We start from the raw sequence: 24,167 nt of genomic DNA, 5'->3' as shown, positions 1-24,167 counted from the left end.
AACTAGAGTTAAATCATCTGTATTTATACGCATAACAAAATATAAGATTTTGTCAACGAATTAGTTAACCTTTACAAGTTCGAGTGATTTTGTGTAACCAAGTGAAACAAAATAGTATCGAGAACCTTGTTACTACCAAATACTTCTCGATACAAAATTCACTTCACTGTGTTTCGTAAATTTCACTCGAAGTGACAGTTAGATGTAATTTTTGGCTTGCTTTCTAAGGACGTTTTATATCAAGACAAAATGAAAGTATATGTTTGTGAGTAACTCTGCTTTATGAGATTTCTCAGTCGCTCATAAAATCGCTTCTTCGAAATGACCGTTTTAGATTCATGAGATTACGTCACTTTACTGTGTTTCATTCATAAAGACGTTGAAATGTCAGTTCGAGTAATTTTGTGTAACTAAGTGGAACAAAATAGTATCGAGAACCTTGTTACTACCAAATATTTCTCGATACAAAATTTCCTTCACTGTGTTTCGTGAATTTCACTCGAAGTGACAGTTAGATGTAATTTTTGGCTTGTTTTCTAAGGATGGTTTTTACCGTAATTGCGAGGAGGTAGAGAAGAGTATGAATAAACGTCGACCTATTTTTATTTTGCTAGAATTCAAGGTTATGGAGTACAAGAGAATCCAAAGAGTTTACAGTCTGGATTCGAATACGGAATACAACGTAGAATTCAAAAAAAGAAAAATAAGTCTTGATTTTTTGTTTCGTTTTGTATCAAGACAAAATGAAAGTAGTTGTTTGTGAGTAACTCTGCTTCATGAGATTTCTCAGTCGCTCATAAAATCGCTTCTTCGAAATGACCGTTTTAGATTAATTGGATTAGGTTGTTATCCAATTCGACTTTAGTGTATGTAAGTAATCTTATTAAGAATACTCGTAAGTACGTCTTTTTTCTAACCAAGAACTCACACTACCTAGTTCACGAGCTTGATAAAAATTATTCTCTCGTAAAATACAATCTGTAGAAGCAGTTGTGTCTATTTTAATAAATCGATATAAAACCAATTTTATAATAGATTCTCTCACTGACTCGTAGGTAGCTCCGTTATTTTGATTGTTGTTAATTATTTCTTGAATAAAATTGTCTATTCTATTAAATTTAGTTTCAGTTAATAAGGCTTTAAAAACTACTTCTTCCATAATTCATGTTTTATACAGGCAAAATTATCTATTAGAACAATGATTTAAAAGGAGATATATGCAGAAAAAAATGTGGATTTCCGAAGAGGTGTTTATTGGTCTCTGTCGAATTGAAGGAGTATGAGACTAAAAAATAGTAAGAACAGGAGTTACTCACTTTGTGAGATTTAACTACGCTGAACCTTACAATTTCTCACTCGTACCTTCTTCGAAATGAAAAGTATAGGAGAGGGTTAGTTCACCCCACAACACTTTTTGTATTTCACTCCGCTATCACAAGGACAAGGATCGTTTCTGTAAATATCAAGACGTTTTAAATGTAGATTCATGTCATCCATATCTTGCTTAAAAATTTGTTCTAGCAATTCATAAAGGTCAGGGTGTTTTCTAGCTAATAACTTTGGGCGTTCAAAAAAGTATTCGCTTGCTACCGAGAAAAACTCCGCTTTGTTAGTTCCTCCATACGGATTGATATCAGAAGCATCGTTGTATATTTCTTCAATCTTTTTGTTGATTAAGTCTACCCAAGGAATGCTGTATTGTTTTTCTAATAATACATGTGGAATTCCGTCAATATTTCCATCTAGTTTATCAATTAAATGCACAAATTCGTGAATGGCAGTATTCTTTTTATCGGTTTCATTTTCAAAACCTAGCTGTAAAGCAGGTTTAGATAAAATCATTTTTCCTTCTAAATACCCGTTACCTACCATTCCTAAAATTCTTCGGTTGTTTCCTTCTGTTTCAAAATGTTCGTTAAACATGGCAGGATATAGAATGATTTCTTTGATGTTGGGGTAGCGCCATTCAGGAAAATTAAAAATAGGAATTACAGCACTGGAAGCTATAAGTAGTTTGTCCGTAATTGTAATCGTAACGTCAACACCAACAACGTCATGATTTAACAAAAATTCAAAAACCTTGAACTCGAACAATTCTTTTTTATCAGGAGTAAGTGCGTTGTAAAAAGCAACTTTTTTAGTTAAAATAATTTTCCATTTGTTAGGAAAGTGAGTTGTAGGTTGTTTCCATTGAGGTGCTGAGATATTTTTTTTGAATACAAGAAAAATACCTACGATTATAATTATAGATAAGTCATTTAAAATAGAGTTGCGACAACCAGTAATTTTTTTCAAATATATAAAAATAGGGTAGAGTGGAAACATTAGTGAAGCCATTTACTAATCGACGGATTCCACTTTGACTTTGCTCAGTATCCATTTGTAATGACAGTTTGGTATTAACTTAACGGATTGTTTTTTAAAGATATTTTAGATAACATCTTTGTGAAGATAAAAAGCCTGTGTAAAAATAATTACACAGACTTTTTATAAAAAATAAGGAGGGGTTACGATTTTTGCTTTATAGCATTAATCGTTGTTTTTACCACAAACCAGCAGAAACATACAATACCTAAAGAGAATACAATATCTCCTATCATTCGCATCCATTTTAAGGTTTGTACTGTAGGATTGTATAATAACTCTGGATCTCTAGCAAAAGAATACCCTTTGGTTATTGAGGTGTATGCTTGAATTATACCAACTGGTAATAAGCTTAATACGACCATTAATATCAATCCAATATTTAAGAACCAAAATGCATTTTTTACCAATTTTTCGTTCCAAGCAATGTTTGAATATAGACGTAAACAAATTAAAATAAAGCCCATACCTAACATTCCATATACTCCAAACAAGGCAGTGTGTGCATGTACTGCAGTAGTATTTAACCCTTGAATGTAGTATAGTGCAATAGGAGGGTTGATTAAGAACCCGAATACACCAGCCCCTACCATGTTCCAAAAAGCAACAGCAATAAAGAAAAAGATAGGCCATTTATAACGTTGAATCCAAGCATTCTTTTTCAACAAATTCCAGTTTTCTCTAATTTCAAATCCCATTAAGGTAAGCGGTACCACTTCCAAAGCACTAAACGTAGCTCCTAAGGCAATGGCTTGCACCGGTGTTCCTGAATAATATAAGTGGTGTAAGGTACCAATGATACCACCTGCTAAGAAAATTGTTGCTGAGGCTATCGCTGTTTTTCCTGCTGTTTTGGTTGAAATAACTTTCATTCGAGAAAAGATATAAGCAATAACTACGGTAGCAAATACCTCAAAGAAACCTTCTACCCATAAGTGTACGAGCCACCACCTCCAATAATTAATTACTGGTAATGAGCTGTTTTCTCCATACATTAATCCTGAGAAAAAGAACATACCAATAGCAATTACAGCTATTAATAGGATAGAAAGTAAATGTTTAGAATCGTCTTTTTTACGGATACCATACCACACATGTCTACCAACCATAACTACCCATAATATTAAACCAATACCTAAGAATATTTGCCAGAATCTACCTAAATCCATGTATTCGTATCCCTGGTGGCCAAAGAAGAAGTTGGTAGTTAAATCTAAAAACTGATGTACACCTAACCATTCTCCTAACATTGAACCTAAGACAATTATTAATAAGGCTACAAATAAGAAGTTGATACCGAAAACTTGGTACTTCATTTCTTTACCACTGATTATTGGCGCTAAGAATAATCCTGTAGCTAACCAAGTAGCAGCAATCCAAAATACAGCAAGTTGCGTATGCCATGTTCTTGAGATTGAATACGGAAGATATTCAGATAAATTAAATCCGAAGAATGCATGCCCTTCTACTGTGTAATGTACAGTAACAATTCCCAAAACAACTTGTAATACAATAAGTAGGGAAATAACTAAAAAGTACTTCAATACTGCTTTTTGAGACCTAAATAGCTTTAAGTCGAGTAAAGGATCTTTGTTTGGGTTTGTTACTGCTTCTCCTTTTTCATGGTTTCGGATGTAATAATAAGTTAACACTCCAATAAATAGTAGTAATAAAATTATCGAGAACCCTGACCAAAGTTGTGAATCGGGAGTAATCGTATTATTAATTAACGGCTCATGTGGCCAGTTAGAAGTATAGGTGTAATCTTTTCCAGGTCTTTCTGTACTTGCTGCCCAAGAGGTCCAGAATAAGAAAGCATTTAGTTTTCGTAGTTTTTCAATATCGGTTAAGGCGCCTTCTGGAATGGCATATTTTTCATGACCTTTCGAAAAGATGTTTGTGTAATGTGCTGAGTTTGCGACAATAGCTTCTTTTCGTTCTTTTGAAATAGTTATTGATTGGTCTTTTTCATTAAACGTATTGGTTCTAATATCTTTTACCAATCGAGCTTTTAGAGCAGCTTTATTTTCTTCATCTAAAGCGTCATAATCAATATTAAAATCTCTTTTTGACCAATAGTTTAATAAGTAAACTGCTTCTTTATGAATCCAATCGGCTGTCCAGTCTGGAGCTACATAACTTCCGTGTCCCCAAATAGAACCCACTTCCATTCCTCCAATAGATTCCCATATATTTTGTCCATCTTGAATATCTTTTTTAGTGTATATAGTTTCGTTACTTCCGTTAACTTTTACTGTTTCAGGTATAGGGGGTTGGGTTTGGTAAACTTCTGTACCTACCCATATTAATGCAATAAATGATAATACGACTACTGCAATAAATCCAGTCCAAATTTTTCTCATTGTTAGTTATTTAATTGATTTTCTAATTTGATTGCTTTTTTAAATAGAATGTTGTTTTCTAAATGAATGTGTTTGTGTAAATCTTCTTCAAACTCTTGTAACATAGCTAAAGCAACTTTATAAGTGTTGCAGGCATCAGCAGGAGGAGTGTAGTTATTAGTAAGTTTTGAAATGATTCTAAATCTATCCCCTTCATTATCATGCTCAGTATGCATCATATTAATAGGGTTTTCTACCGTGCCAAATGGGGGAGGAGAAAGAGGAGTGTTCGTATTACTAGCTGTGACTAACTTTTTAATAAAAGGAAATAAAATAAGTTCCTCTTTTTTCATGTGAGTTGTTAGTTCACCTGCACTTTTTTTAAAAAGCTGTAAAACTTCATGTAGCTCAGTATGATTGTTACCATGTACCTTAGCTATTTTAGTTAGGTATTCTAAAACTTCAGGAATTTGTTTTTCTACATATACATGGTGATTTTGGTAGATGTAATCACACAAAAAATCTAACGACCAGTTTTGATAATCGTTATTTGATTTTGAACCCTTATCAATACGAATTAGTTTATTGATTAACGTATCTGGAATAATATTTTTTTTCATTGAAACTTCTTGAATAGTTCTATTACCATTGCAACAAAAATCAATTCCATATAGTTTAAAAATTGTAGCTGTTTTATAGTTGTTTGCAACTATGTTAGCTACTATTGAGTTGTTATTTATTTCCATTTTGTTTTAGTTTATGTTTTTATAGATAATAAAAAGATCTTTTTATCTTTTATTATTGTAAATTTTTTTATTCTCGTTTTAGCCAGAAAGTATTTTTCTTATCATTTGTGTATAATATATCATGAAGGGTATTCCTTTCTAACATTTTTCTTAAGTTGTCTCTAATTTCTATAAATTTAAAGTGAAGAGGGCAGGGAGAGCTATCGTCACATTGCTTTAAACCCAATCCGCAACCTGTGTAAATACTATCACCATCTAATACACGAACCACATCACTTAAACGAATTTTTTTAAGGTCAGCTTTGTTAATTACAAATCCACCATAAGGTCCTTTAATAGAATCAATAATATTATTCTTCGTTAAAATTTGGAGTATTTTCCCTGTAAAAGCTTCTGGTGAATCAATAGCAGCAGCAATGGCTTTTACACCAACTTTGTTATCTAAGCTAGATTGCTCTGCAACAAAAATAGTTGCTCTTAAACCGTATTCACAAGATTTTGAAAACATATAAAATAATATGCTACAAAGATATTAGTTTTCTTTATAAAAGACACTAAAGTCTTTTATTTTTTTATAAAAAAAGCATCATTAAAAAATGATGCTTTTGAATGTTTTTAAGACTTAGTTTTTTCGGTACCAGTAAGCGGTTCTACCAAAGGCAGCAAAACCTATGTAGCCTCTAATTTTTAATTTGTTGTCGTTTTCAAGTTTAATATAACATTTATATTCTTTTCCGTTTTTAGGATCTAAAATTTTCCCACCGCTCCATTCGTCACCATCTTTTTTTAGTCCTGTTAAAATATTCATTCCTAAAATAGGGGTGTTTTTACGCTTCCCGCTACATTTATCACAAACAGCTTCTTGACGTTTTTCGTTTGTAATCTCAACAATTTTAGCGTATGCTTTTCCGCCTTTTTTATATACTTCAATTACAGAATCAACTTTGTTAGTTTCTTCATCGCGGTTTTCCCATTTTCCGAAAATAGTTTGTGCGCTCATTGAAAAGCTAATGGTAGTAAGTACTAAAGTAAAAAGTATTTTTTTCATTATGTATAAGTTTTAATAATATATCGTTTTCAAAAAGTATTCCAATTAATCGTATTGTGCGTCAAAATTGCTATCCCATTTTCCTTGTACACGTAACACTTGTTCAATAATATCACGAGCACAACCGTTACCGCCTGTTTTATCAGAAATGTATTTTGAAACTTGTTGTATTTCACGAGCGGCATCGTTAGGGCAAGAAGGCATTCCAACGAGTTTCATTACAGGATAATCAGGAATGTCATCTCCCATGTACATCACATTTTCAGGATTCAATTTGTGCTTTTCAACCAATTCATTAAACTGTTTAATTTTGTTATGAGCACCTAAATAAATATCGGTAATACCTAAGCCTTCTAAGCGTGTACGTACACCTTCATTTTTTCCTCCTGAGATGATACAAACTCTGTAGCCTGCTTTTACAGCAGCTTTTAAAGCGTACCCATCTTTAATATTCATTTGACGTAAGAGTTGCCCATCAGGAAAAACGGTTACAATTCCGTTAGTCAACACACCATCTACATCAAAAATAAAAGTATCTATTTGAGGTAAGTATTCTTTATAACTCTTTTCCATTTTTTTGGATTGATTTTGTAATAAGTTTATAAATTTCTTGTTGTTCAGCATTTAATAATGCTAAATGATTTTGAATAGTTTTTTGGTCATTTCTTTTGGCAGGACCTGTTTGTGCTGCCTCAGGACTCAGCTTGGTTATTTTTTGAGCTGTTTCTTTAACCAACGGTTGTAATACTTCAAAAGGAACTTGGTATTCATTACAAATATCAGCACCAATCTTATACATGTGGTTGGTAAAGTTATTTACAAAAACGGCTGCGACGTGTAATCGTTTACGTTGTTCAGAATTGATACGGTATATCTTTTTTCCGATTGATTTTGCTAGATCTTCTAATAACTGCAAGTCTTCTTCATTTTCAGCTTCTAAACAAAACGGAATTTCATCAAAATTAACTTCCTTGTTTTTTGAAAAACTTTGCAATAAGTAAAAAATACCTTTGCGACCTGTGTTTTGTAACGATTGTATAGCCACACTTCCAGAAGTGTGCACTACTAAACCGTTTTTTTGTTCAATTTTATGAGAAACATCACCAATAGCATCATCAGAAACAGCAATGATATATACATCAGCTTTTGTTAAAAGCTCTATGCTATTTGTAATAGAAGTAACTCCTTTTAAATGTTGAACTTGTTTAATATTTCGAGCATAAACTTGTACTAACGATACTTCGTTTGTTTTACTAAAAGCATTGGCTAAATGTGTAGCTACATTACCGCCTCCTATAATGGTAACCTTAATCATAGCACGAAGATATTGAAATTAATTAAAAATATTTTCGCATATTTGTACCATTATGATTGTATAAGTCGCCTCAAATAGTGGTGTTGCCTCAGCAACAAATAGTTATGTCTTACTCTTTTTAAGACAATTTTATGTATTTATAAAACTTTATAGTGACTGATTACAATCAAACATCAAAACAAACCATATTTTCACTTTTTAAAGATGCTGTTTTAGGAAGACAGCAAGATTTTACGACAGGAAGTATTCGTAAGGCAATTTTTGTATTGGCTATTCCGATGATTTTGGAAATGCTGATGGAATCTATTTTTGCTTTGGTAGATATTATTTATGTATCGAGGGTAAGTGTAAACGCAGTAGCTACTGTAGGATTAACTGAGTCGGTACTAACATTAGTATATGCAGTAGCGATAGGGTTGAGTATGGCGGCAACCGCTTTAGTTGCTCGTAGGACAGGAGAAAAAGATGCTGAAGGAGCAAACCAAACAGCAGTACAAGTTATCTTTCTAGGAGTATTTATTTCAATACTTATTAGTGTTGTAGGAATTTTATATCCAAAAGAAATACTAGCACTCATGGGAGGGGAGCCAGACTTAATAGCTGAAGGTTTTGGTTATACCCAAGTATTGTTAGGAGGAAACATTACTGTAATGTTACTGTTTTTAATCAATGCTATTTTTAGAGGAGCAGGAAATGCATCTATAGCAATGTGGACGTTGATTTTATCAAACGGATTAAATATTATCCTTGATCCTATTTTTATCTTCGGATTAGGACCTATACCTGCATACGGAGTAGAAGGAGCAGCTATAGCAACAACAATAGGTAGAGGAACAGCAGTTGTGGCACAATTGCTAGTATTGTTCTTTGGGGCAGGTAAAGTAAAATTAGTTGTTAAAGATCTAGTGATAAGAGCTTCAGTAATGATAAACTTAATTAAAGTGTCATTAGGTGGAATAGGGCAGTTTATTATTGGAACTTCAAGCTGGGTATTTTTAATGCGAATTATGTCTGAATTTGGAAGCGAAGTACTTGCTGGATATACAATTGCTATTCGAATAATGATGTTTACTTTAATGCCTGCTTGGGGAATGAGTAATGCAGCAGCAACATTGGTAGGCCAAAACTTAGGAGCACAACAACCGGAAAGGGCAGAGAAATCTGTTTGGATTACCAGTAAATACTGTGCTATTTTTATGGGAATAGTATCATTGATTTATATAGTTTTTGCCCCAACTTTTTTAGGATGGTTTTCTGAAAATTCTGAAGTTGTTGAAAATGGAGCATTGTGTTTACAAATTATGGCGGCAGGATATATAGCGTATGCATACGGAATGGTTGTAATTCAATCATTCAATGGTTCAGGTGATACGAAAACACCGACCTATATCAATTTTGTGTGTTTTTGGTTATTCCAATTACCGTTTGCATACCTTATGGCAATTACGTTAGGTTTTGGTCCTATTGGGGTCTTTTTAGCAATAACCTTAGCAGAAATTTTAATTGCCATTGTCGGTATTTGGATGTTTAAAAAAGGAAAATGGAAAACAGTTAAAGTGTAAACTTCATTTAGTAAATTAGCTATAATTATTTTAAAGGAAGTATTATATAAAACAATACAATAAATGAAACTAGATATATTAGCTTTTGGAGCGCATCCAGATGATGTTGAATTAGGGTGTGCTGCTACAATAGCCAAAGAAATTTCGTTAGGAAATAAAGTAGGTATAGTCGATTTAACCCGAGGAGAATTAGGAACACGAGGTTCCGCTGAGTTAAGAGATAATGAAGCAAGAATAGCTGGTGAAATCTTAGGAATATCAGTACGTGAAAATTTAGGCTTTGCAGATGGCTTTTTTAAGAATGATAGAGAGCATCAATTAGAAGTTATTAAAATGATACGTAAGTATCAACCAGAAATAGTATTGTGTAATGCTATTGACGATCGTCATATTGATCACCCAAAAGGAAGTAAGTTAGTGTCTGATGCATGCTTTTTAAGTGGTTTACTTAAAATAGAAACAGCGTTAGATGGAGTTAAACAAGAAAAGTGGCGACCAAAGCAAGTATATCATTATATACAATGGAAAAATATAGAACCTGATTTTGTAGTAGATGTTACAGGTTTTATGGATAAAAAGATAGGTTCGGTTATGGCGTACTCATCGCAGTTTTTTGATCCTAAGAGTAACGAACCAGAAACACCAATAACTAGTGTAAACTTTACTGATAGTATTGAGTATAGAGCAAGAGATTTAGGAAGATTAATTGGAGTTGATTTTGCAGAAGGTTTTACGTCAGAGCGTTATGTGGCAGTAGAAAATTTAAGTAAATTAATTTAATAAAAAATTTTGCCAAAATATGAAAAGCTTGTATATTTGCACCCGCAAGTTACATGGTGATTGTAGCTCAGCTGGTTAGAGCGCCGGATTGTGGTTCCGGAGGTCGCCGGTTCGAACCCGGTCTTTCACCCAAAAAGCAAAAGCCTTTCTAAGTAGAAAGGCTTTTTTTGTGGGGTAAACTTATTTAGATAAGCAATAAAAAAAGCTTCTCAGTTATTTCTGAGAAGCTTTTCTGTTTTTTAGCCATTGCTCATATTTGTCCTTATGTTTAAAACGCTTATGTGTCCATAAATAAAACTCAGGCTGTTTCCTAATATTTCGTTCGGTAATTTCTAAATATTTGTTTGTTATTTGATAGTTTTCAAAGTCTTTTGGTGAATCTGTTATCAGTTCAAACTCAACTTCAAAATAACCTCTCTTAATTTTTCTTGCAGCATAATTAACTACTACAAAATCATATTTTTTTGAAAGTATTTCAGCTCCTGTATGTATGGGAACTTTTACTCCTAAAAATTCAGACCAATAGTGAGTTTTGTGCACTTGAGGAGACTGGTCACTAAGTAGTATGTAGAGTCCTTGTGTGTTGTTTTTGTAATTTTTGTGAATTCCCTTTATGGTTTCAGAAGTTTTAAAACCAGTAACACCAAACTTGGATCTTGATGTTTTTACTACTTTTTCAAAATATTTATTAGCCAGTCTAGTATATGCTCCAAAAACAGGTATATCTAAAACTAAAGGAGTGTTTATAGACCATTCCCAGTTAGCTTGATGCGCTCCTACTAAAGCAATACTTTTGCCTTCTTTTGCAAGTTTGTTAACAAGTTCGGGGTTTTTGTATTTATAGCGTTTAAGTATTTCTTTTTCACTAATGGTAAAAGACTTAATGCTTTCAAAAATTAAATCGACAAAGTGTTTATAAAACTTTCTTGCAATGTTTTTTATTTCCTTATCACTTTTATCTGGAAAAGCCATTTTTAGGTTTTCAATAACAACTTTTTTACGGTAGCCTACAAGGTCGAAAACAATAAAGCGAAAAAAATCAGAAATTATATATAATAATCTCATTGGTAAAATTGATAATATCCATATAAGTGGATACACAATAATAAATATGAGTAGTTTCATTAAGTTTTAATTTTAGGCAAATATCGTATTAATTAATGAATGATTTACTTTATTAACTTTTGTTTATGTTTGTGGATATATATAAAACTATGAGTCAAATTATTATTATACTAATTGTAGCTAATGTATTAGTATCTCTTAAAGGGTTTAACGATGCTGCTTTTTTTGATCGCTATAAATTTCAGGTTCAAAAAATATTGGACGGAGAGAAAATACGCATGCTAACCTCTGGTTTTTTACATGTAGATTGGTTGCATTTGGGGTTTAACATGTATGCTTTGTATTTATTTGGAAAAGTGGTTGATTCAAGTTTTGGAACATTAAACTTTATACTAATTTATTTTGCAAGTTTAATAGCAGGAAGTATGTATTCGTTGTATCAACACAAAAGAGTACCTTACTATAGTGCGGTTGGAGCATCGGGAGCAGTATCAGGAGTCATATTTTCTTCTATAATGTTGTACCCAGGTATGGAGTTAATTATGTTGCCAATACCAGTTCCAATTCCAGGATATGTTTTTGGTGTTGGGTATTTGTTGTACTCTATTTACGGAATGAAAAATCAAGTGGGAAATATTGGTCATTCAGCACATTTAGGCGGAGCGATAGGTGGGTATTTAATAACATTATTGTTGCGACCAAGTGTGATAACAAATCACACGGTAATGATTGGTGTTATGGCATTAATTATTGCGGGGTTATTTTTCTTTGGAGATAAACTAAAAATGAATAAATAAAAAAACCGAAACTAATGTTTCGGTTTTTTTGAGCGAGAGACCAGGTTCGAACTGGCGACATTCAGCTTGGAAGGCTGACGCTCTACCAACTGAGCTACTCTCGCATTGGTAAAGTTTTTGCAATTACTTGCTGTGTTTTAATTAGAGCGGGAGACCAGGTTCGAACTGGCGACATTCAGCTTGGAAGGCTGACGCTCTACCAACTGAGCTACTCCCGCAGTAAAGCGGTTGCAAATATAAGACTGTTTCTAATATCTGCAAAGACTTTTTTGAAAAAAATTAACAAAGAATTTACCTTTTAGACATAACTTTCAGAAAGTGAATAATATAAGGTTTTAAATATTTTATATGCTGTAAGAGTATTTATAGAGATGAGTATAAAATCTATTTTTTTATGTAATAAAATGCACTAAAACCTGTTTCAATATTCTTGTAGTTTATCATAAGTTATGATGCTGAACATGATTTAAAAATTTAAAAAGGAACTAATATCTAAATAATCAATAAAAAAAGACTATCTTTGTCACGTTCAAGTAGAACACCTTAATTATTTCAAAGTAGTATATAGTAATTAGTTTTTTGAGTTTATTCTCTTCTTGCCTTTTTTATTTCATTATTCCTTTATTTCTTTTAAGTGTTTATAGCATAATAGCTTTTTGTAACTGTGTAACAACATTATAAAATAGTTATATAAAGGTTCTTCTTTTACACAACATTATATAATAATTTAAAATTTAAGTAAGATGCAAGAAGGCACAGTAAAATTTTTTAACAGCTCAAAAGGATTTGGGTTTATTACATCATCAGAATCAGGAGAAGATATTTTTGTACACAACTCAGGGTTAATTGACGATGTTAGAGAGAATGACAAAGTACGTTACGATACCGAACAAGGTAAAAAAGGCTTAAACGCTTTTAATGTAGAAATTGTAGATTAAAGTTGTGGTTAGTTTATAACCTATACATAACTATATAGAAAAGGCTATCTGAAAAGATGGCCTTTTTTTATGTTCAATTTTTAAGCGAATCACCTTTTGAAATAAAAGGTAATCCAAACTCAGAACTCAAGAGTAATAAAAGAAATATTGGTTGCATGTTGTGTTTTTTTATTATAGGTTTTAAGAAGCTCTAAAAACTGAAAAATTTCTTTGACAAAATTTGAGGTAATTTTTTCTTATATTTATATTCTACAAAAATATTCTACAAAAATATTCTACAAAAATATTCTACAAAAATATTCTACAAAAATATTCTACAAAAATATACTATGAAAAATAAAAGAAAAAAAATAAAGTTAAAAACTAAATTTGTTATTATTATCTTGACTTTAGCTTTTCATAATGTAAAATCACAAACAAGTAACTCTATAGGATATAATCAATGGCATGAGATAAATTTTGTTGATGAGTTTGGAAATGAGACTGATAAAAAAGGGAAAAGATACTATACAACAGGTAAGTTTAGTAATAGTGCAACTAATAATAGTGATTTAACAATTAGAATAACAGATTATAAAAAATATTTCCATTTCAGTTTATTTGAATATAATAGAAAACCTGGAGTTATATTTAGAAGTGGTAGTTACAATTTTGTGTTAGTCAGTATTCAAGATAGATATGGCACAATTATTAGAAAAGGTGTGCCAATATTAAAATCAGGAGGTATAAATATAAGAAAGAAGAGTAAGTTGGGAAAAATCATTAAAAAAAATGAACCAATAAAAATACATATATCAGAAGCTTCAGAATACGGTAATAACTCAACTTATTTATTCAAACTATTTTATTAGTATAATTTAACAATATTACCACAAGTACCTTAATTAAATTACTTTTTTATAATCAAAGATTTTGTTTACCTGATATCAAAGAGTATAATTTAATTATAGTATGAGGAATAAAAAGAACCCACTCAAAAAGATTGAGTGGGAAAATTGCTATGAAAAAGAACTTAAGACGTCTCTTAAGTACTACAAATTTACTTATAATTTAATTAATAAAAGAATAAAAAGACGTAAAAAAAGTAAGGATAAGCCAAAAAAATATTTTTTTTGATTTGTAGCTCTAATAAAAAGTATAAATTTTACGGTTGAAGTATTAAAGGAGGAGAAAAAAGCGGGAGAACCCGCTTAGTTTTTTAAAAAGGTTGAGGCTGGCATTGCGGTTCAGCACAACCAAACCAAATTCGAGAACAGGTATTGTCAGGTAATAAACATTGTGCTTTACCACCGTTAATAGATCGTTGTTCCTTTTTGTTTAAATTAGTTCCTAAGTTTGAGATATTCTTTATCATAATAAAAGTTTTAAGTTTCTCAAATTTAGGGTGTTTAAAATATAATACTAGAAAAAAAACCGTAATATAGGTAAGGTTTTATATTATTTATTTTAAACTTTCTTTCAGTCTCTTAAAAGAAAGATTGTTCATCTCTTATAATTTTTAGAAAATGGAAACCATATATTTCAAAGCCTTCGTTATAATAAAATTTATGAGACTTTCTGTTAGCAGTATAAGTGTTTAATTCAACAGCTTCACAACCTTTAGATTTCGTATAGTTATACACCCATTTAAAAAGTTGTTTGCCAATATTGTTGCCTCTATAAATTTCATCAATAATTACATGGTCTGGTTCTACACTTTTACCGATATAATGTCTAGTGCTATACCAAAGTCCACAAACACCTATAAGCTTATCATCATCAAAAACACCTACACATTCATAATTAGAAAATTCAGCCATTTCCAAAACTCGAGATTCTAAAATATCTTGCGGTGTAGTAGTATTTGCTTTACGCAAAAGGGGAAGGATTGCAAGAATATCTTCTTTACTAATTAGGTTAAAACTTATATTCATTCTGTATTTTTGGATTAAAGAAATTTAAGATGATAAAAATAAAAAATATATCAGCTCAAGAAACCTATAATATTCGATTAACTGTTTTACGAAATAACATTGACCTACCTTATAAGTTTAAAGAAGATAAGTATGAAAGGAGCTTTCATTTAGGAGCTTTTCACAATAATAAATTGGTAGGTATAGCATCTTTTATACAGAATAGAATTGATGTTATTAAAGGAGAGCAATATCAATTAAGAGGAATGGCAACATTACCAGAGGTCAGAGGGATGGGAGCCGGAAGAATGTTAGTAGAAAAAGCTAAAAGTGTTTTAAAGGGTAAGGATATTACTATTTTATGGTGTAATGCAAGAAAAGAAGCAGTAGGGTTTTATGAAAGTTTGGGCTTTACAATAATAGGAGAGGAGTTTGAGGTACAAAAAGTAGGGTCTCATTTTAAAATGTATATGGAAATATAGGCATAAAAAAAAACCCAAATCGAATGAATTGGGTTTTGTAGCGAGGAGCAGATTTGAACTGCCGACCTCAGGGTTATGAATCCTGCGCTCTAACCAACTGAGCTACCTCGCCTGATTGCGGGTGCAAATATAATTACTTTTTAGTTTTAGGCAACAAACATTTAAATTTTTTTTTAAAAAATAATTATATATATTGGCACTTAAAGAAAAAAATAAATGAGCAAAGTTAAATTTGAGTTAGAGTTTCCTATTCATGCTTCTCCAAGCATGTTATATCAATATTTTGCAACACCAGCAGGTTTAGAAGAATGGTTTGCAGACAGAGTAAATTCACGAGGAAAGCTTATTACTTTTATTTGGGATGATTCTGAAGAAGAGGCAAAGATTATTACCAAGAAAACAGATGAACGCATTAAGTTTAAATGGACTGAAAGTGAAGGCGATGATAGTTATTTTGAATTTAAAATACAGGTAGATCCATTAACAAAAGATGTTGCTGTTATTGTTACAGATTTTGCCGATGATGAAGATGATGCGGAAGAAGCAAAAATGCTTTGGCAAAACCAAATAGAAGAATTGAAACATACAATAGGGGCTTAACATATAAGGAAAAAAGGCTAAAAGATAAACTCGACAATTTTGTCGAGTTTTTTTGTGGCTAATATTCACCTAAATTGTAAGTTTGCAATTAAAATTTTAAGAAATGGTAAACTTTAATGGAACTTTAATTTCTGATAACGAAGTACAGATTTCAACAAAGAATAGAGCGTTTAAGTATGGCGATGCTGTTTTTGAAACAATTAAAGTATTAAATGGTAAAGTTGTTTTTGTTGAAGACCACTATTTTAGGTTAATGGCATCAATGCGAATGCTTCGTATGAAGATACCTATGGAGTTTACCCTTGAATTTTTACAAGAAGAAATTCTTAAAGTAGTAAAAGAATTACCTAAATCTTCTACTTATAGAGTGCGATTAACTGTTTTTAGAAAAGATGGTGGTTTATATACACCCGTTACAAATGAGATAGACTATATAATTGAAGGAGCTCCATTAGAATACACTGAAAAAAAGGTGTATAGAATGGATGTGTTTAAAGATTTTTATAATTATTCAGGGTTACTTTCAACAATTAAAACAACAAACAGAATGTTAAATACATTGGCTGCTGTTTTTGCTGGAGAGAATGATTTAGATAATTGTATTTTACTAAATGAACGTAAAGGTGTTGTTGAAACTATTAATGGTAATATTTTTATTATAAAAGGAGCTGTTATAAAAACTCCCGCTTTAACTGAAGGCTGTATTAAAGGAATTATCAGAAAAAAAGTAATTGAAATTATAGAAAAACATCCAGAATATACAATAGAAGAAACAACTATTTCTCCTTTTGAAATTCAAAAAGCAGATGAAGTTTTTATAACTAACGCTATTGTTGGAATTCAATCAGTTACCAATTATCGTAAAAAAGAGTTTTCAACAGAGATAACAAATAAAATAAAAAGTAGCTTAAAGCTTGCAATAGTAACTAGCTAGCTAGGGCTAGTTCATTTGAATATCGCTAGGAGCATTAGCCCAAATTTTATACTTTCCACCTCGTTGGAGTAACTTGTCTTTCCAAAAATTTTGATCATTGGCGGTTAAAATATTTTCGTAGTCGTTTTCCGCAATAAACCAAGAATTCATTAATAATTCTTCTTCCAGTTGGCTTGTTCCCCAGCCAGAATATCCTAAAAAGAAACGAATATCACCAGCCTTTAACTGTTTATTGTTTAATAACTCTTTTAAAAGCTCAAAATCTCCCCCCCAGTAAATACCGTTTGCAACTTCAATACTATTAGGAAGCAAGTGTGGAACTTTATGAATAAAATATAAATTATCCTGTTCTACTGGTCCGCCTTGATATACTGTAAAATCACAGTCTATCTCAGGAACTAAATCGCTAAGTACGTGGTCTAAAGGTCTGTTTAAAATAAAACCCACTGAACTTTTTTCATTATGCTCAGTAAGTAAAACAATAGCTCTTTTAAAAGAACTATCATTTAAAATTGCTGGTTCAGCAATTAATAACCTACCTTTTTCCGGTTTAAATGCAACCATATTTTTTTAGTTTATAAACACTAAGGTAAATAAAAAATTAATAAAACTTTAACAAAAGTGTTAAAAAACCTGAGGAAATAGGAAAAAAACGGTAATTACATTTTTTCTAAAACGCTAATAACTTCATTTTTTTTACGAACTGAAACAGGAACCGTTGTTTTGTTTTTTAAAACTAAATAACCACCATCAGATTTTATAAATTCTTTAATAAACTGAATATTAATTAGATGACTTTGGTGAACTCTTAAGAAATCTAATTCTTTTAACATGTCAGCAAAGTATTTTAGAGTTTTTCCAACCAATATTTTTTGTCCATCATTCATAAAAAACTCAGTGTAATTATTATCTGACTGACAACGGACAATATCATCTAAATTTACCACCATTATCTTATTAGCAGTGTTTAATGATATCTTTTTAGGACGTTGACTCGGTTTTGTAATGGATTGTTGAAGTACTGTTAACTGTTCTTTATCGGGTTTAATTTGATTTTTTGCTTTACTAATGGCATTTGTTAAGTCTTCATTTGAATATGGTTTTAGTACATAATCAATAGCAGCAAACTTAAAAGCTTTAATAGCATACTCGTCACTAGCTGTAACAAAAATAATTTTTGAAGATAGGTTTGGGTGAATTTCTAAAACATCGAAACCTGTACCGTCACCCAACATGATATCTAAAAATAAAATATCTGGTTGTTGTTTACGTAAAACTTTTGAAGCCTCAACCACACTTTTAGCAGTGCCAATAATTTCAATTTCTGGATGAAACTGAGTAAGGTCGTTTTGCAACATATTTAAAGCAGTAGGCATGTCATCTACTAAAATTGCAGTAAGTTTTGTCATGTTTTAAAAATCAGTTTTTAAAGGAATTTTAAAAAGTACTTTAGTCCCTATTATTTTCTCTTCATTATATATTTCATTAATAGAAATAGTACTCTTTTTTGAGAGGTTTTGAATACGCTCTTGTGTAACTTTTAATGCTACTGATTTATGTGAGCTTACTTTTTTTAGTTCTTTCGATTGATGAACTCCAATCCCGTTATCTACTATTTCACAATGTAAAAGGTCTTTCTTTGCAGAGAAATTAATCTCAATTTTTCCATTTTCTACAGAAGAAATTCCATGTTTTATACTATTCTCAACAAAAGGTTGTATAAGCATTGGCGGAATTAAAATTTCTTCAGAATCTATGGTAAGGTTTGTAATTATAGAATACTCAAAGGTGTTTGAGTTCATCTGTTGTTCCAGTTCAATATAGTTTTTCAACGTTGTAATTTCTTCTGCTAAACTAATTTCTTCTTGTCTAGAGTTGTGTAAAACACCACGTAAAAGTGTGGCAAACTTACTAATGGTAGTATTTAATTCTGCCGACTTACCCGAATTACCTAATGCCTTAATTCCGTTTAAAACATTGAAAATAAAATGCGGATTCATCTGTAATTGTAATGCTTTTTGCTCTAGTGATATTAAATAGTTTTCCAGCTCTAGCTTGGCTACTTTAGTTTTATTCTTAGCTTGAATTCTTCGAATGTATGACCAAATAATGAGAGTTAAAATTAAACAGGCTAATCCAACGCTAGACCAAATGACCCAGCTTTTCTTATAGATAGGTGTGTCGATAAAAAAACTAAACTCAATAGGATCACTTTTTGTTTTTCCTATTCTTGATTGGGCTAAAAAGGTGTAGTTTCCTGGAGCTAAATAAGCTAAATCAATGGCACTTTTAGTACTCCAAGGGCTTTTTTTATCGTTGAGTGTATAGCGATACTCTAATTTATTTGAGTTATTAATGTTTATAGTTTTGTAAGAAAAAGAAATATGGTTTTTATTAGCAGGAAGCTGAAGGGTTTTGTTGTAGTTATTAATGTTAATACTATCTAAGGTTGTAAAAACAACCTGGATGTTTTCAAAAGAAATAGTTGGCTTTTTTTGTACTGATTTATCACTTTTAATAAAGTAAACTCCTTTATCTTTTGTAGAAACCCATGTGTTATTTTCATTATCTTGAAAAGCACTAGTAATTTCATTGGTGGTTAAGGTGTTATATTTATTAATGTTTTTAACGAAATTAAAATTAGCATCTAGTACTTCAATACCATTATCCTCAGAGATAACCCAAAATTGATTATTGATTTTTTTAATTTCAATAACATTTTGCGCAGTGATGGTTTGTGTTTCTACTTCGTTGTTTCTAATAAACTTAAGACCTTTATTGTAAGTGGTTGCAATTACAGTTTTTTCGTCAATTAAAAGAGAAGTGTAGTTATTTACATCAATTCTTTTTAAAGTTTTTGGGTTGATGAGTTTATCGAGTTTCCACAAAGATTTATTGGTAGCTATCCAGTAAAACTTTCCATCAAACACCATATCGTTTACCTGATTTAAATCAATTTGAAAATTGGTACGAAGAGGTGAGAGGTAGTCTTCACGAACTCTAACAATTCCTTTATTAGTACCTAAAAAAGTACGGTTTTTAACGGTTAAAATGCAGTTAACATTGTTGCCTTCAAAATTAGTAAATCCATGATGACTTTTTATGCTTAAACCTTTATCAGTACCTATAAATATGGTATTCTCTTTTGAAGAAATGGTATTAACGTTGTTAGAAATTAATCCATTTTTTGTAGTAAAAGTTGTAAACTCATTTCCATTAAATTGAATTAGTCCGTTATTGGAAGCTAACCATATATAACCAGTTTTATCTTGAGTACCACTTTTTATATATAAACTAGGTAACCCATTATTTTTGGTGTAAGTTTTTAAAGGTTGGTTTTGAGCAGAAACACTTATCAGTCCATAAAAAAAATAGCCTAGTAATAAAAAAACAAAATCTTGTATAGAGTGTTTTTGAGTACTCAATACAAAGCTGTTGCTTATAGCTGTTTTTGTAATATGATATTGGGTTTTCATTATAGCAAAAATACTTAAATTAAACTTCATTATAAATAGAAGTAATTATTTCAACTTTCTTCTATTTATAATGAAGTTTGTTCAACAATTATTAGTTACTTCATAGCATATAAACGTTTATTATTAGTATCTGGTTTTACATGCTCTAACTCTCCGTAAGGTTTCGTTAATGGTTTTAAAACACATAAAGCAGAAGATTTACCTTTTATAATTAACTGACTGTTTTTTACAGTATAGCTCCATCTAAACTTCTCTACAGGAATGTTTGTTTTTTCAACTTCTTTCATTAAATCTTCTTCGCTAGCAATAAAATCCATGATTTCTTCTTGCATTACAAAGTGAGGAATTTCGTTGTCAGAGTTATGATAATCTAATTCTAGATTTACAGGAATAGTATAATGAATTGTATAAGGTTCACCTACATAACGCTCTCTTTCATTGTTTAAAGCATCGTACCAAGAAATTTCCTTTTCTTCTGGATATTTTTTGGCAATTTCTTTTGATAAATCTACTTTTCCAGGTGAATTAGCTGTTGGATAAAATACATAGTACGGTTGTGCTAAATAATGATTTGAAAATTCACCTCCAAAAACATTGTAGTATGGTGATGCAACTATTTGAGGAACTTTATTCTCAGTTATAAAAGCACTTTTTAAAGTGTTTACTAAATCAGTGTTTTCAGCCAATTGATTGGTGTGAAAAATAATTCTAGTATCATCTGTAATAGCTTTATTTTTTACTGAGGGTAATGCACCTTTAGTAATTGTTTTTTGCAACGTTTCAGCGGTTACTTTATCTCCATTAACTACAGTTTCTAAATTCATTGCTCGGAAAGGATTGTTGTTATTTACGATATGAACTTCTCCGTAAGGATTTTCAGTAGCATTGTTGTTCATCCAAGAAATAATTTCTTCTACTGAATACTTACCATTAATTATTTCGTAGTTTTTTTCTTTAAAATATACTCTGGCACTGTCATAAAAATGATTATTTCCTTTGTCGTTCCCTGTAATAAATACTACAGGTTTTCTGTATTCTACAGCTGGTTTTTCAATTGTTTCTTCAGTGGTAGCAATGTTTCCCAGTTCTTGATTTTTATTGTCGCTTTTTGTGTTGTTGCAACTTGAAAATACTCCGATTAGTAGTAGTAATCCCATTACTGTACCTACTTTTAAAATGTTTTGTTTCATAGTTTTTTGTTTTAAGGTTAATATAATTATTGTTGTAAAATGATGGTTACATCCTTTCCTAAGTTCATACTAGATGATAGTTTATTTAAAATGTTAGGAAGGTTTCGGTCGTTAATCCACTGACCGTTTTCTTGTTTTTCAACAGAAGCGATTAATCCGCTTGTGTTTATTTGTAATTTTAAACTTGTGTATTTCTCCAAATACATTTTTAATACTGATGAATAATTGTTGTTTGACCACATAATTGTTGTTTTTATATGATCAAAATTACCACAGATGTAGAGGCTAATTTGGAGTAAATTAGAATTCGTAGTAGATAAATTAGAATTCGTTGTTTTATAAGTCAGTAGTCAGTAGTCAGTAGTCAGTAGTCAGTAGTTGGTTGATGGGAAAGGTGATTTGAAATTAGAAAATAATAGTTTTAGCCAACAGACTTCTAATAACAATCCGTTTTAATTTGATTATTCTTTTTAAAGTAGTCTAAAGAAGTATTTAGTTTATTTGAAGTTATCTGTTCTAATACCTTCTCAACACCTTTTAGCATTTTGATAGAACCACAAATCATAATGGTTCCTCCGTTTTGTAAAACAGTAGTAATTATACTTTCTTTTTTTAATAACAAATCTTGTATATATTCTTTCTCTTTTTCTCGAGAATAAGCAATGTGAATATTGTTTTGTTCTATGTTTTTTAACAAAGGAGCGTACATTCTTAGCGACTCTTTAGTTCTACCACCCCAGAATAGATGTGCTTTAGTACCGTTTTTATGTTGCAGCATTCCTAAAAAAGGAGCGATGCCTGTTCCGTTAGCAATTAATACTACTTCTTTATTTTTTTTAGGAAAATAAAAATCTTTATTTTGTTGAATATTTGCTTGAATTATTTCGTTTTCCTGTAGTTGATAAAGTATGTTAGAACATATTCCAAGTTCATGTTTCTTAATACTTAGTATAATATCATTATCTATTTTTCCAATAGAGTACAAGCGTTCAATATTGTCTTTTTTAGGAGTAATAGCTAACAAATCACCAGAGTTAAAACGAATTTTTTTAGTTGGCTGTAAGCGAACTAAGAAGGAATCATCATTATTTAAATTAGTTTTAGAAACTGTGATAAAAGTTTGTTGTTTTTTATGCTTTTTTACCTCTTGTGTTAGTTCAAACTGTATGCTAGTTTTTTCACTCCATAAATGTCCCCAAGTTTTAAAATCTTGAAATGATTGATTATTGATTTTATAAACAGATACAAGAGTTTTAAACTTAGGAAGTTGCTGTAGTGTAATATCTATATCAATAGCAAATTGACAAAAATGAGGGTATGCTCTTGAGCCAAAACCAACTACCGAATAGCTGATGTTGTTTTGAATAGTTGTTTGTTGAACTAATTGTAAGAATTTTGTAGCGTTAGAAGGAGCTTCACCTTCTCCGTAAGTTGAAGTTAATATGATTAGATGTTTCGCATTTTTATACGAAGTATAATTGTTTAAGATGTCGACGAAAACAGTTTTATCGTTTTTAATTAAAGCATTGTACAAAGATGAAGCAAAAGGGTAGGTGTTGTTTGTTTCTGAACCTATTAAAATGATAATTTCTGCATTGTCTTTACTAATATTATTTTTAGGAAGTGAGTTTTTCGGTGTTCTTTTTAAGGTCATAGTAAACCCTGAATAGATAAAAAATAGGATAGATATTGAAGAAAGTAACAATACAATTGACCAAACAATAGTTCCGTTTCCTGTGTGTAATAACAAACTCCAGTTTAAAAGGATGCTGGTTAATGAAAGGTTTTCTTTACTAATGATAGTTCCTGTATACTGATGAACGATTAATTCACTATCGATTAGTTTTACAAAAAAGTAATCTTCCTCATCTTCAGAAAAAGGAAACTCAACACTTTTTACTTCATTCAAAGTAGTGTTTTTAAATACTGGAAATTCAAGAAGTGTTATTTTTTCTTTTGAAGAAGCTAAAGAAAAATCATAAGAGTGATTGATTTTTTCCACAGGTAAAACAGAAAATCTATCTAACGATAAATATACCCCTGTTAGCGTGATGATAATAAGAGGGATAAGCGTGTAACGACCAATAATAATGTGGTAATATTGTTCAAAATTCTCTTTTACAACTTTAGAAAAAAGCTTTTTAAAGCCTCCTTGTCGTTTGGCAATTAGAATGAGCCCTGTGGTAGCAATTAAGCAAAGTAAAAAAGAAATAAAGCCAACAATAAACCTTCCTGTAGATTTTAAAAATAAAGATCTGTGTAGGCTAGTGGCGAATTGAAAAATTGGTTTCTTTTTTTCGATATCACCTAATTTTTCACCTGTGGTTGGGTTTACATAAAATGTGTCACTTTTTCCTTCTTTGGTAACTACCGAAGCTGATACAAAATCATTTTCGTCAACAGAGATAGAAATTACTTCGTCGTATTGTTTTTGCAGTACAGAAATTGTTTGAGCAAGTGTAATTTCTTCTGTGTTAGAAATATTATAGTCTGAAAGCTGTTTTGAAATAGGTTCAAAAGCTAAAATAATACCTGTTAATGAAGCAATAAGTAAAAAAAGGAAAGAAGATATAGCCAAAGTTAAGTGGCTATATCTCCATATAGAAGTGGTCATTTTTGTTAGCTATTTCTATTTA

The 24,167-nt window shown here is 30.9% G+C and carries 25 protein-coding genes and 4 tRNA genes; 9 read left to right on the top strand and 20 right to left on the bottom strand.

From position 1 onward, the window contains the following. Positions 1-883: 883 nt before the first annotated feature. From MK851_RS14255 to MK851_RS14220, 8 genes are all read right to left on the bottom strand, one after another. Positions 884-1,159, bottom strand: coding sequence for a hypothetical protein (locus MK851_RS14255; protein WP_303507109.1), 276 nt, complete (start codon positions 1,157-1,159; stop codon positions 884-886). Between the two features lie 233 nt (positions 1,160-1,392). Then, the gene (locus MK851_RS14250) at positions 1,393-2,295 is read right to left on the bottom strand and encodes a zinc-dependent peptidase (protein ID WP_320244515.1); all 903 of its coding nucleotides are present in this window, start codon (positions 2,293-2,295) and stop codon (positions 1,393-1,395) included. 212 nt (positions 2,296-2,507) lie between these two features. Next, entirely contained in the window at positions 2,508-4,727 is a 2,220-nt protein-coding gene (locus MK851_RS14245) for a nitric-oxide reductase large subunit (RefSeq protein WP_303507104.1), read from the bottom strand. A gap of 2 nt (positions 4,728-4,729) precedes the next feature. After that, complete coding sequence (gene ric, locus MK851_RS14240; protein WP_320244512.1) at positions 4,730-5,452, bottom strand: iron-sulfur cluster repair di-iron protein; 723 nt, start codon at positions 5,450-5,452, stop codon at positions 4,730-4,732. 67 nt (positions 5,453-5,519) lie between these two features. Further along, complete coding sequence (locus MK851_RS14235) at positions 5,520-5,960, bottom strand: Rrf2 family transcriptional regulator (protein WP_320244511.1); 441 nt, start codon at positions 5,958-5,960, stop codon at positions 5,520-5,522. Between the two features lie 114 nt (positions 5,961-6,074). Continuing rightward, complete coding sequence (locus tag MK851_RS14230; protein WP_320244509.1) at positions 6,075-6,500, bottom strand: DUF2147 domain-containing protein; 426 nt, start codon at positions 6,498-6,500, stop codon at positions 6,075-6,077. A gap of 45 nt (positions 6,501-6,545) precedes the next feature. After that, positions 6,546-7,073: an HAD-IIIA family hydrolase gene (locus MK851_RS14225; protein WP_320244508.1), complete on the bottom strand. Its 528-nt coding sequence runs from the start codon at positions 7,071-7,073 to the stop codon at positions 6,546-6,548. Then, on the bottom strand, positions 7,057-7,815 hold the full coding sequence (locus MK851_RS14220) for a Rossmann-like and DUF2520 domain-containing protein (protein WP_320244506.1): 759 nt from the start codon (positions 7,813-7,815) through the stop codon (positions 7,057-7,059). Before MK851_RS14220 ends, MK851_RS14225 begins: the two co-directional genes overlap by 17 nt. A 152-nt stretch (positions 7,816-7,967) precedes the next feature. On the opposite strand from MK851_RS14220, the gene MK851_RS14215 reads away from it, so the two are divergent. The 3 genes from MK851_RS14215 (at position 7,968) to MK851_RS14205 (ending at position 10,288) form a co-directional block, all read left to right on the top strand. Beyond that, positions 7,968-9,377 (top strand): MATE family efflux transporter, encoded by a 1,410-nt coding sequence (locus MK851_RS14215; protein ID WP_320244504.1) that lies wholly within the window; start codon positions 7,968-7,970, stop codon positions 9,375-9,377. Positions 9,378-9,440: 63 nt separating this feature from the next. After that, positions 9,441-10,157 (top strand): bacillithiol biosynthesis deacetylase BshB1, encoded by a 717-nt coding sequence (bshB1, locus tag MK851_RS14210; RefSeq protein ID WP_320244502.1) that lies wholly within the window; start codon positions 9,441-9,443, stop codon positions 10,155-10,157. A 55-nt stretch (positions 10,158-10,212) separates the two neighbouring features. Continuing rightward, a tRNA-His gene (locus MK851_RS14205) sits at positions 10,213-10,288 on the top strand. An 82-nt stretch (positions 10,289-10,370) separates the two neighbouring features. Here MK851_RS14205 and MK851_RS14200 read toward each other — a convergent pair. Further along, positions 10,371-11,282: a lysophospholipid acyltransferase family protein gene (locus MK851_RS14200; RefSeq protein WP_320244501.1), complete on the bottom strand. Its 912-nt coding sequence runs from the start codon at positions 11,280-11,282 to the stop codon at positions 10,371-10,373. An 89-nt stretch (positions 11,283-11,371) separates the two neighbouring features. Between MK851_RS14200 and MK851_RS14195 the strand changes: the two genes are divergently transcribed. Beyond that, positions 11,372-12,019, top strand: coding sequence for a rhomboid family intramembrane serine protease (locus MK851_RS14195; RefSeq protein WP_320244499.1), 648 nt, complete (start codon positions 11,372-11,374; stop codon positions 12,017-12,019). A 31-nt stretch (positions 12,020-12,050) separates the two neighbouring features. Here the strand turns inward: MK851_RS14195 and MK851_RS14190 are convergent. Beyond that, positions 12,051-12,123, bottom strand: a tRNA-Gly gene (locus MK851_RS14190). 41 nt (positions 12,124-12,164) lie between these two features. Next, a tRNA-Gly gene (locus MK851_RS14185) sits at positions 12,165-12,237 on the bottom strand. A gap of 525 nt (positions 12,238-12,762) precedes the next feature. Here MK851_RS14185 and MK851_RS14180 point away from each other — a divergent pair. After that, the gene (locus MK851_RS14180; RefSeq protein WP_303507078.1) at positions 12,763-12,957 is read left to right on the top strand and encodes a cold-shock protein; all 195 of its coding nucleotides are present in this window, start codon (positions 12,763-12,765) and stop codon (positions 12,955-12,957) included. A 329-nt stretch (positions 12,958-13,286) separates the two neighbouring features. Continuing rightward, the gene (locus MK851_RS14175; protein WP_320244497.1) at positions 13,287-13,808 is read left to right on the top strand and encodes a hypothetical protein; all 522 of its coding nucleotides are present in this window, start codon (positions 13,287-13,289) and stop codon (positions 13,806-13,808) included. 347 nt (positions 13,809-14,155) lie between these two features. On the opposite strand, the gene MK851_RS14170 is transcribed toward MK851_RS14175, so the two are convergent. After that, positions 14,156-14,311 (bottom strand): hypothetical protein, encoded by a 156-nt coding sequence (locus MK851_RS14170; protein ID WP_320244496.1) that lies wholly within the window; start codon positions 14,309-14,311, stop codon positions 14,156-14,158. A gap of 112 nt (positions 14,312-14,423) precedes the next feature. Continuing rightward, on the bottom strand, positions 14,424-14,813 hold the full coding sequence (locus MK851_RS14165; protein ID WP_320244493.1) for a GNAT family N-acetyltransferase: 390 nt from the start codon (positions 14,811-14,813) through the stop codon (positions 14,424-14,426). Positions 14,814-14,899: 86 nt separating this feature from the next. Here MK851_RS14165 and MK851_RS14160 point away from each other — a divergent pair, with 86 nt between their 5' ends. Beyond that, positions 14,900-15,331 (top strand): GNAT family N-acetyltransferase, encoded by a 432-nt coding sequence (locus tag MK851_RS14160; RefSeq protein ID WP_320244490.1) that lies wholly within the window; start codon positions 14,900-14,902, stop codon positions 15,329-15,331. A 38-nt stretch (positions 15,332-15,369) separates the two neighbouring features. Here MK851_RS14160 and MK851_RS14155 read toward each other — a convergent pair. Further along, positions 15,370-15,443: transfer RNA gene (locus tag MK851_RS14155), tRNA-Met, on the bottom strand. Between the two features lie 104 nt (positions 15,444-15,547). On the opposite strand from MK851_RS14155, the gene MK851_RS14150 reads away from it, so the two are divergent. Beyond that, positions 15,548-15,931: an START-like domain-containing protein gene (locus tag MK851_RS14150; protein WP_303507071.1), complete on the top strand. Its 384-nt coding sequence runs from the start codon at positions 15,548-15,550 to the stop codon at positions 15,929-15,931. 103 nt (positions 15,932-16,034) lie between these two features. After that, on the top strand, positions 16,035-16,865 hold the full coding sequence (locus MK851_RS14145) for an aminotransferase class IV (protein ID WP_320244487.1): 831 nt from the start codon (positions 16,035-16,037) through the stop codon (positions 16,863-16,865). A gap of 6 nt (positions 16,866-16,871) precedes the next feature. Here the strand turns inward: MK851_RS14145 and MK851_RS14140 are convergent, their stop codons facing one another. From MK851_RS14140 to MK851_RS14115, 6 genes are all read right to left on the bottom strand, one after another. Beyond that, positions 16,872-17,429 (bottom strand): YqgE/AlgH family protein, encoded by a 558-nt coding sequence (locus MK851_RS14140; protein WP_320244485.1) that lies wholly within the window; start codon positions 17,427-17,429, stop codon positions 16,872-16,874. A 95-nt stretch (positions 17,430-17,524) separates the two neighbouring features. Next, positions 17,525-18,274, bottom strand: a complete 750-nt coding sequence (locus tag MK851_RS14135) for a LytR/AlgR family response regulator transcription factor (protein WP_303507064.1) — start codon at positions 18,272-18,274, stop codon at positions 17,525-17,527. Positions 18,275-18,277: 3 nt separating this feature from the next. Further along, complete coding sequence (locus tag MK851_RS14130; protein WP_320244483.1) at positions 18,278-20,371, bottom strand: histidine kinase; 2,094 nt, start codon at positions 20,369-20,371, stop codon at positions 18,278-18,280. A 65-nt stretch (positions 20,372-20,436) separates the two neighbouring features. After that, a complete protein-coding gene (locus MK851_RS14125; RefSeq protein ID WP_320244482.1) occupies positions 20,437-21,531 on the bottom strand; it encodes a hypothetical protein in 1,095 nt (364 codons plus the stop codon). A 26-nt stretch (positions 21,532-21,557) separates the two neighbouring features. Beyond that, positions 21,558-21,773, bottom strand: a complete 216-nt coding sequence (locus tag MK851_RS14120; protein WP_099213850.1) for a hypothetical protein — start codon at positions 21,771-21,773, stop codon at positions 21,558-21,560. Between the two features lie 194 nt (positions 21,774-21,967). Beyond that, the gene (locus MK851_RS14115) at positions 21,968-24,145 is read right to left on the bottom strand and encodes a PepSY domain-containing protein (RefSeq protein WP_320244479.1); all 2,178 of its coding nucleotides are present in this window, start codon (positions 24,143-24,145) and stop codon (positions 21,968-21,970) included. Positions 24,146-24,167: the final 22 nt, after the last annotated feature.

It is taken from the genome of Tenacibaculum sp. 1B UA (genome assembly GCF_033978845.1).
Lineage (GTDB): Bacteria > Bacteroidota > Bacteroidia > Flavobacteriales > Flavobacteriaceae > Polaribacter.
The sequence above is the reverse complement of the archived record's forward strand: the minus strand, read 5'-3'. Positions and strand labels throughout refer to the sequence as shown.

Bases quoted from the DNA above. Each gene is read 5' to 3' on its own strand.
- MK851_RS14255 (WP_303507109.1), bottom strand. From the start codon at position 1,159: ATGGAAGAAGTAGTTTTTAAAGCCTTATTAACTGAAACTAAATTTAAT.
- MK851_RS14245 (WP_303507104.1), bottom strand. From the start codon at position 4,727: ATGAGAAAAATTTGGACTGGATTTATTGCAGTAGTCGTATTATCATTT.
- ric (WP_320244512.1), bottom strand. From the start codon at position 5,452: ATGGAAATAAATAACAACTCAATAGTAGCTAACATAGTTGCAAACAAC.
- MK851_RS14235 (WP_320244511.1), bottom strand. From the start codon at position 5,960: ATGTTTTCAAAATCTTGTGAATACGGTTTAAGAGCAACTATTTTTGTT.
- MK851_RS14230 (WP_320244509.1), bottom strand. From the start codon at position 6,500: ATGAAAAAAATACTTTTTACTTTAGTACTTACTACCATTAGCTTTTCA.
- MK851_RS14225 (WP_320244508.1), bottom strand. From the start codon at position 7,073: ATGGAAAAGAGTTATAAAGAATACTTACCTCAAATAGATACTTTTATT.
- MK851_RS14220 (WP_320244506.1), bottom strand. From the start codon at position 7,815: ATGATTAAGGTTACCATTATAGGAGGCGGTAATGTAGCTACACATTTA.
- bshB1 (WP_320244502.1), top strand. From the start codon at position 9,441: ATGAAACTAGATATATTAGCTTTTGGAGCGCATCCAGATGATGTTGAA.
- MK851_RS14200 (WP_320244501.1), bottom strand. From the start codon at position 11,282: ATGAAACTACTCATATTTATTATTGTGTATCCACTTATATGGATATTA.
- MK851_RS14195 (WP_320244499.1), top strand. From the start codon at position 11,372: ATGAGTCAAATTATTATTATACTAATTGTAGCTAATGTATTAGTATCT.
- MK851_RS14180 (WP_303507078.1), top strand. From the start codon at position 12,763: ATGCAAGAAGGCACAGTAAAATTTTTTAACAGCTCAAAAGGATTTGGG.
- MK851_RS14175 (WP_320244497.1), top strand. From the start codon at position 13,287: ATGAAAAATAAAAGAAAAAAAATAAAGTTAAAAACTAAATTTGTTATT.
- MK851_RS14170 (WP_320244496.1), bottom strand. From the start codon at position 14,311: ATGATAAAGAATATCTCAAACTTAGGAACTAATTTAAACAAAAAGGAA.
- MK851_RS14160 (WP_320244490.1), top strand. From the start codon at position 14,900: ATGATAAAAATAAAAAATATATCAGCTCAAGAAACCTATAATATTCGA.
- MK851_RS14150 (WP_303507071.1), top strand. From the start codon at position 15,548: ATGAGCAAAGTTAAATTTGAGTTAGAGTTTCCTATTCATGCTTCTCCA.
- MK851_RS14145 (WP_320244487.1), top strand. From the start codon at position 16,035: ATGGTAAACTTTAATGGAACTTTAATTTCTGATAACGAAGTACAGATT.
- MK851_RS14140 (WP_320244485.1), bottom strand. From the start codon at position 17,429: ATGGTTGCATTTAAACCGGAAAAAGGTAGGTTATTAATTGCTGAACCA.
- MK851_RS14135 (WP_303507064.1), bottom strand. From the start codon at position 18,274: ATGACAAAACTTACTGCAATTTTAGTAGATGACATGCCTACTGCTTTA.
- MK851_RS14130 (WP_320244483.1), bottom strand. From the start codon at position 20,371: ATGAAGTTTAATTTAAGTATTTTTGCTATAATGAAAACCCAATATCAT.
- MK851_RS14125 (WP_320244482.1), bottom strand. From the start codon at position 21,531: ATGAAACAAAACATTTTAAAAGTAGGTACAGTAATGGGATTACTACTA.
- MK851_RS14120 (WP_099213850.1), bottom strand. From the start codon at position 21,773: ATGTGGTCAAACAACAATTATTCATCAGTATTAAAAATGTATTTGGAG.
- MK851_RS14115 (WP_320244479.1), bottom strand. From the start codon at position 24,145: ATGACCACTTCTATATGGAGATATAGCCACTTAACTTTGGCTATATCT.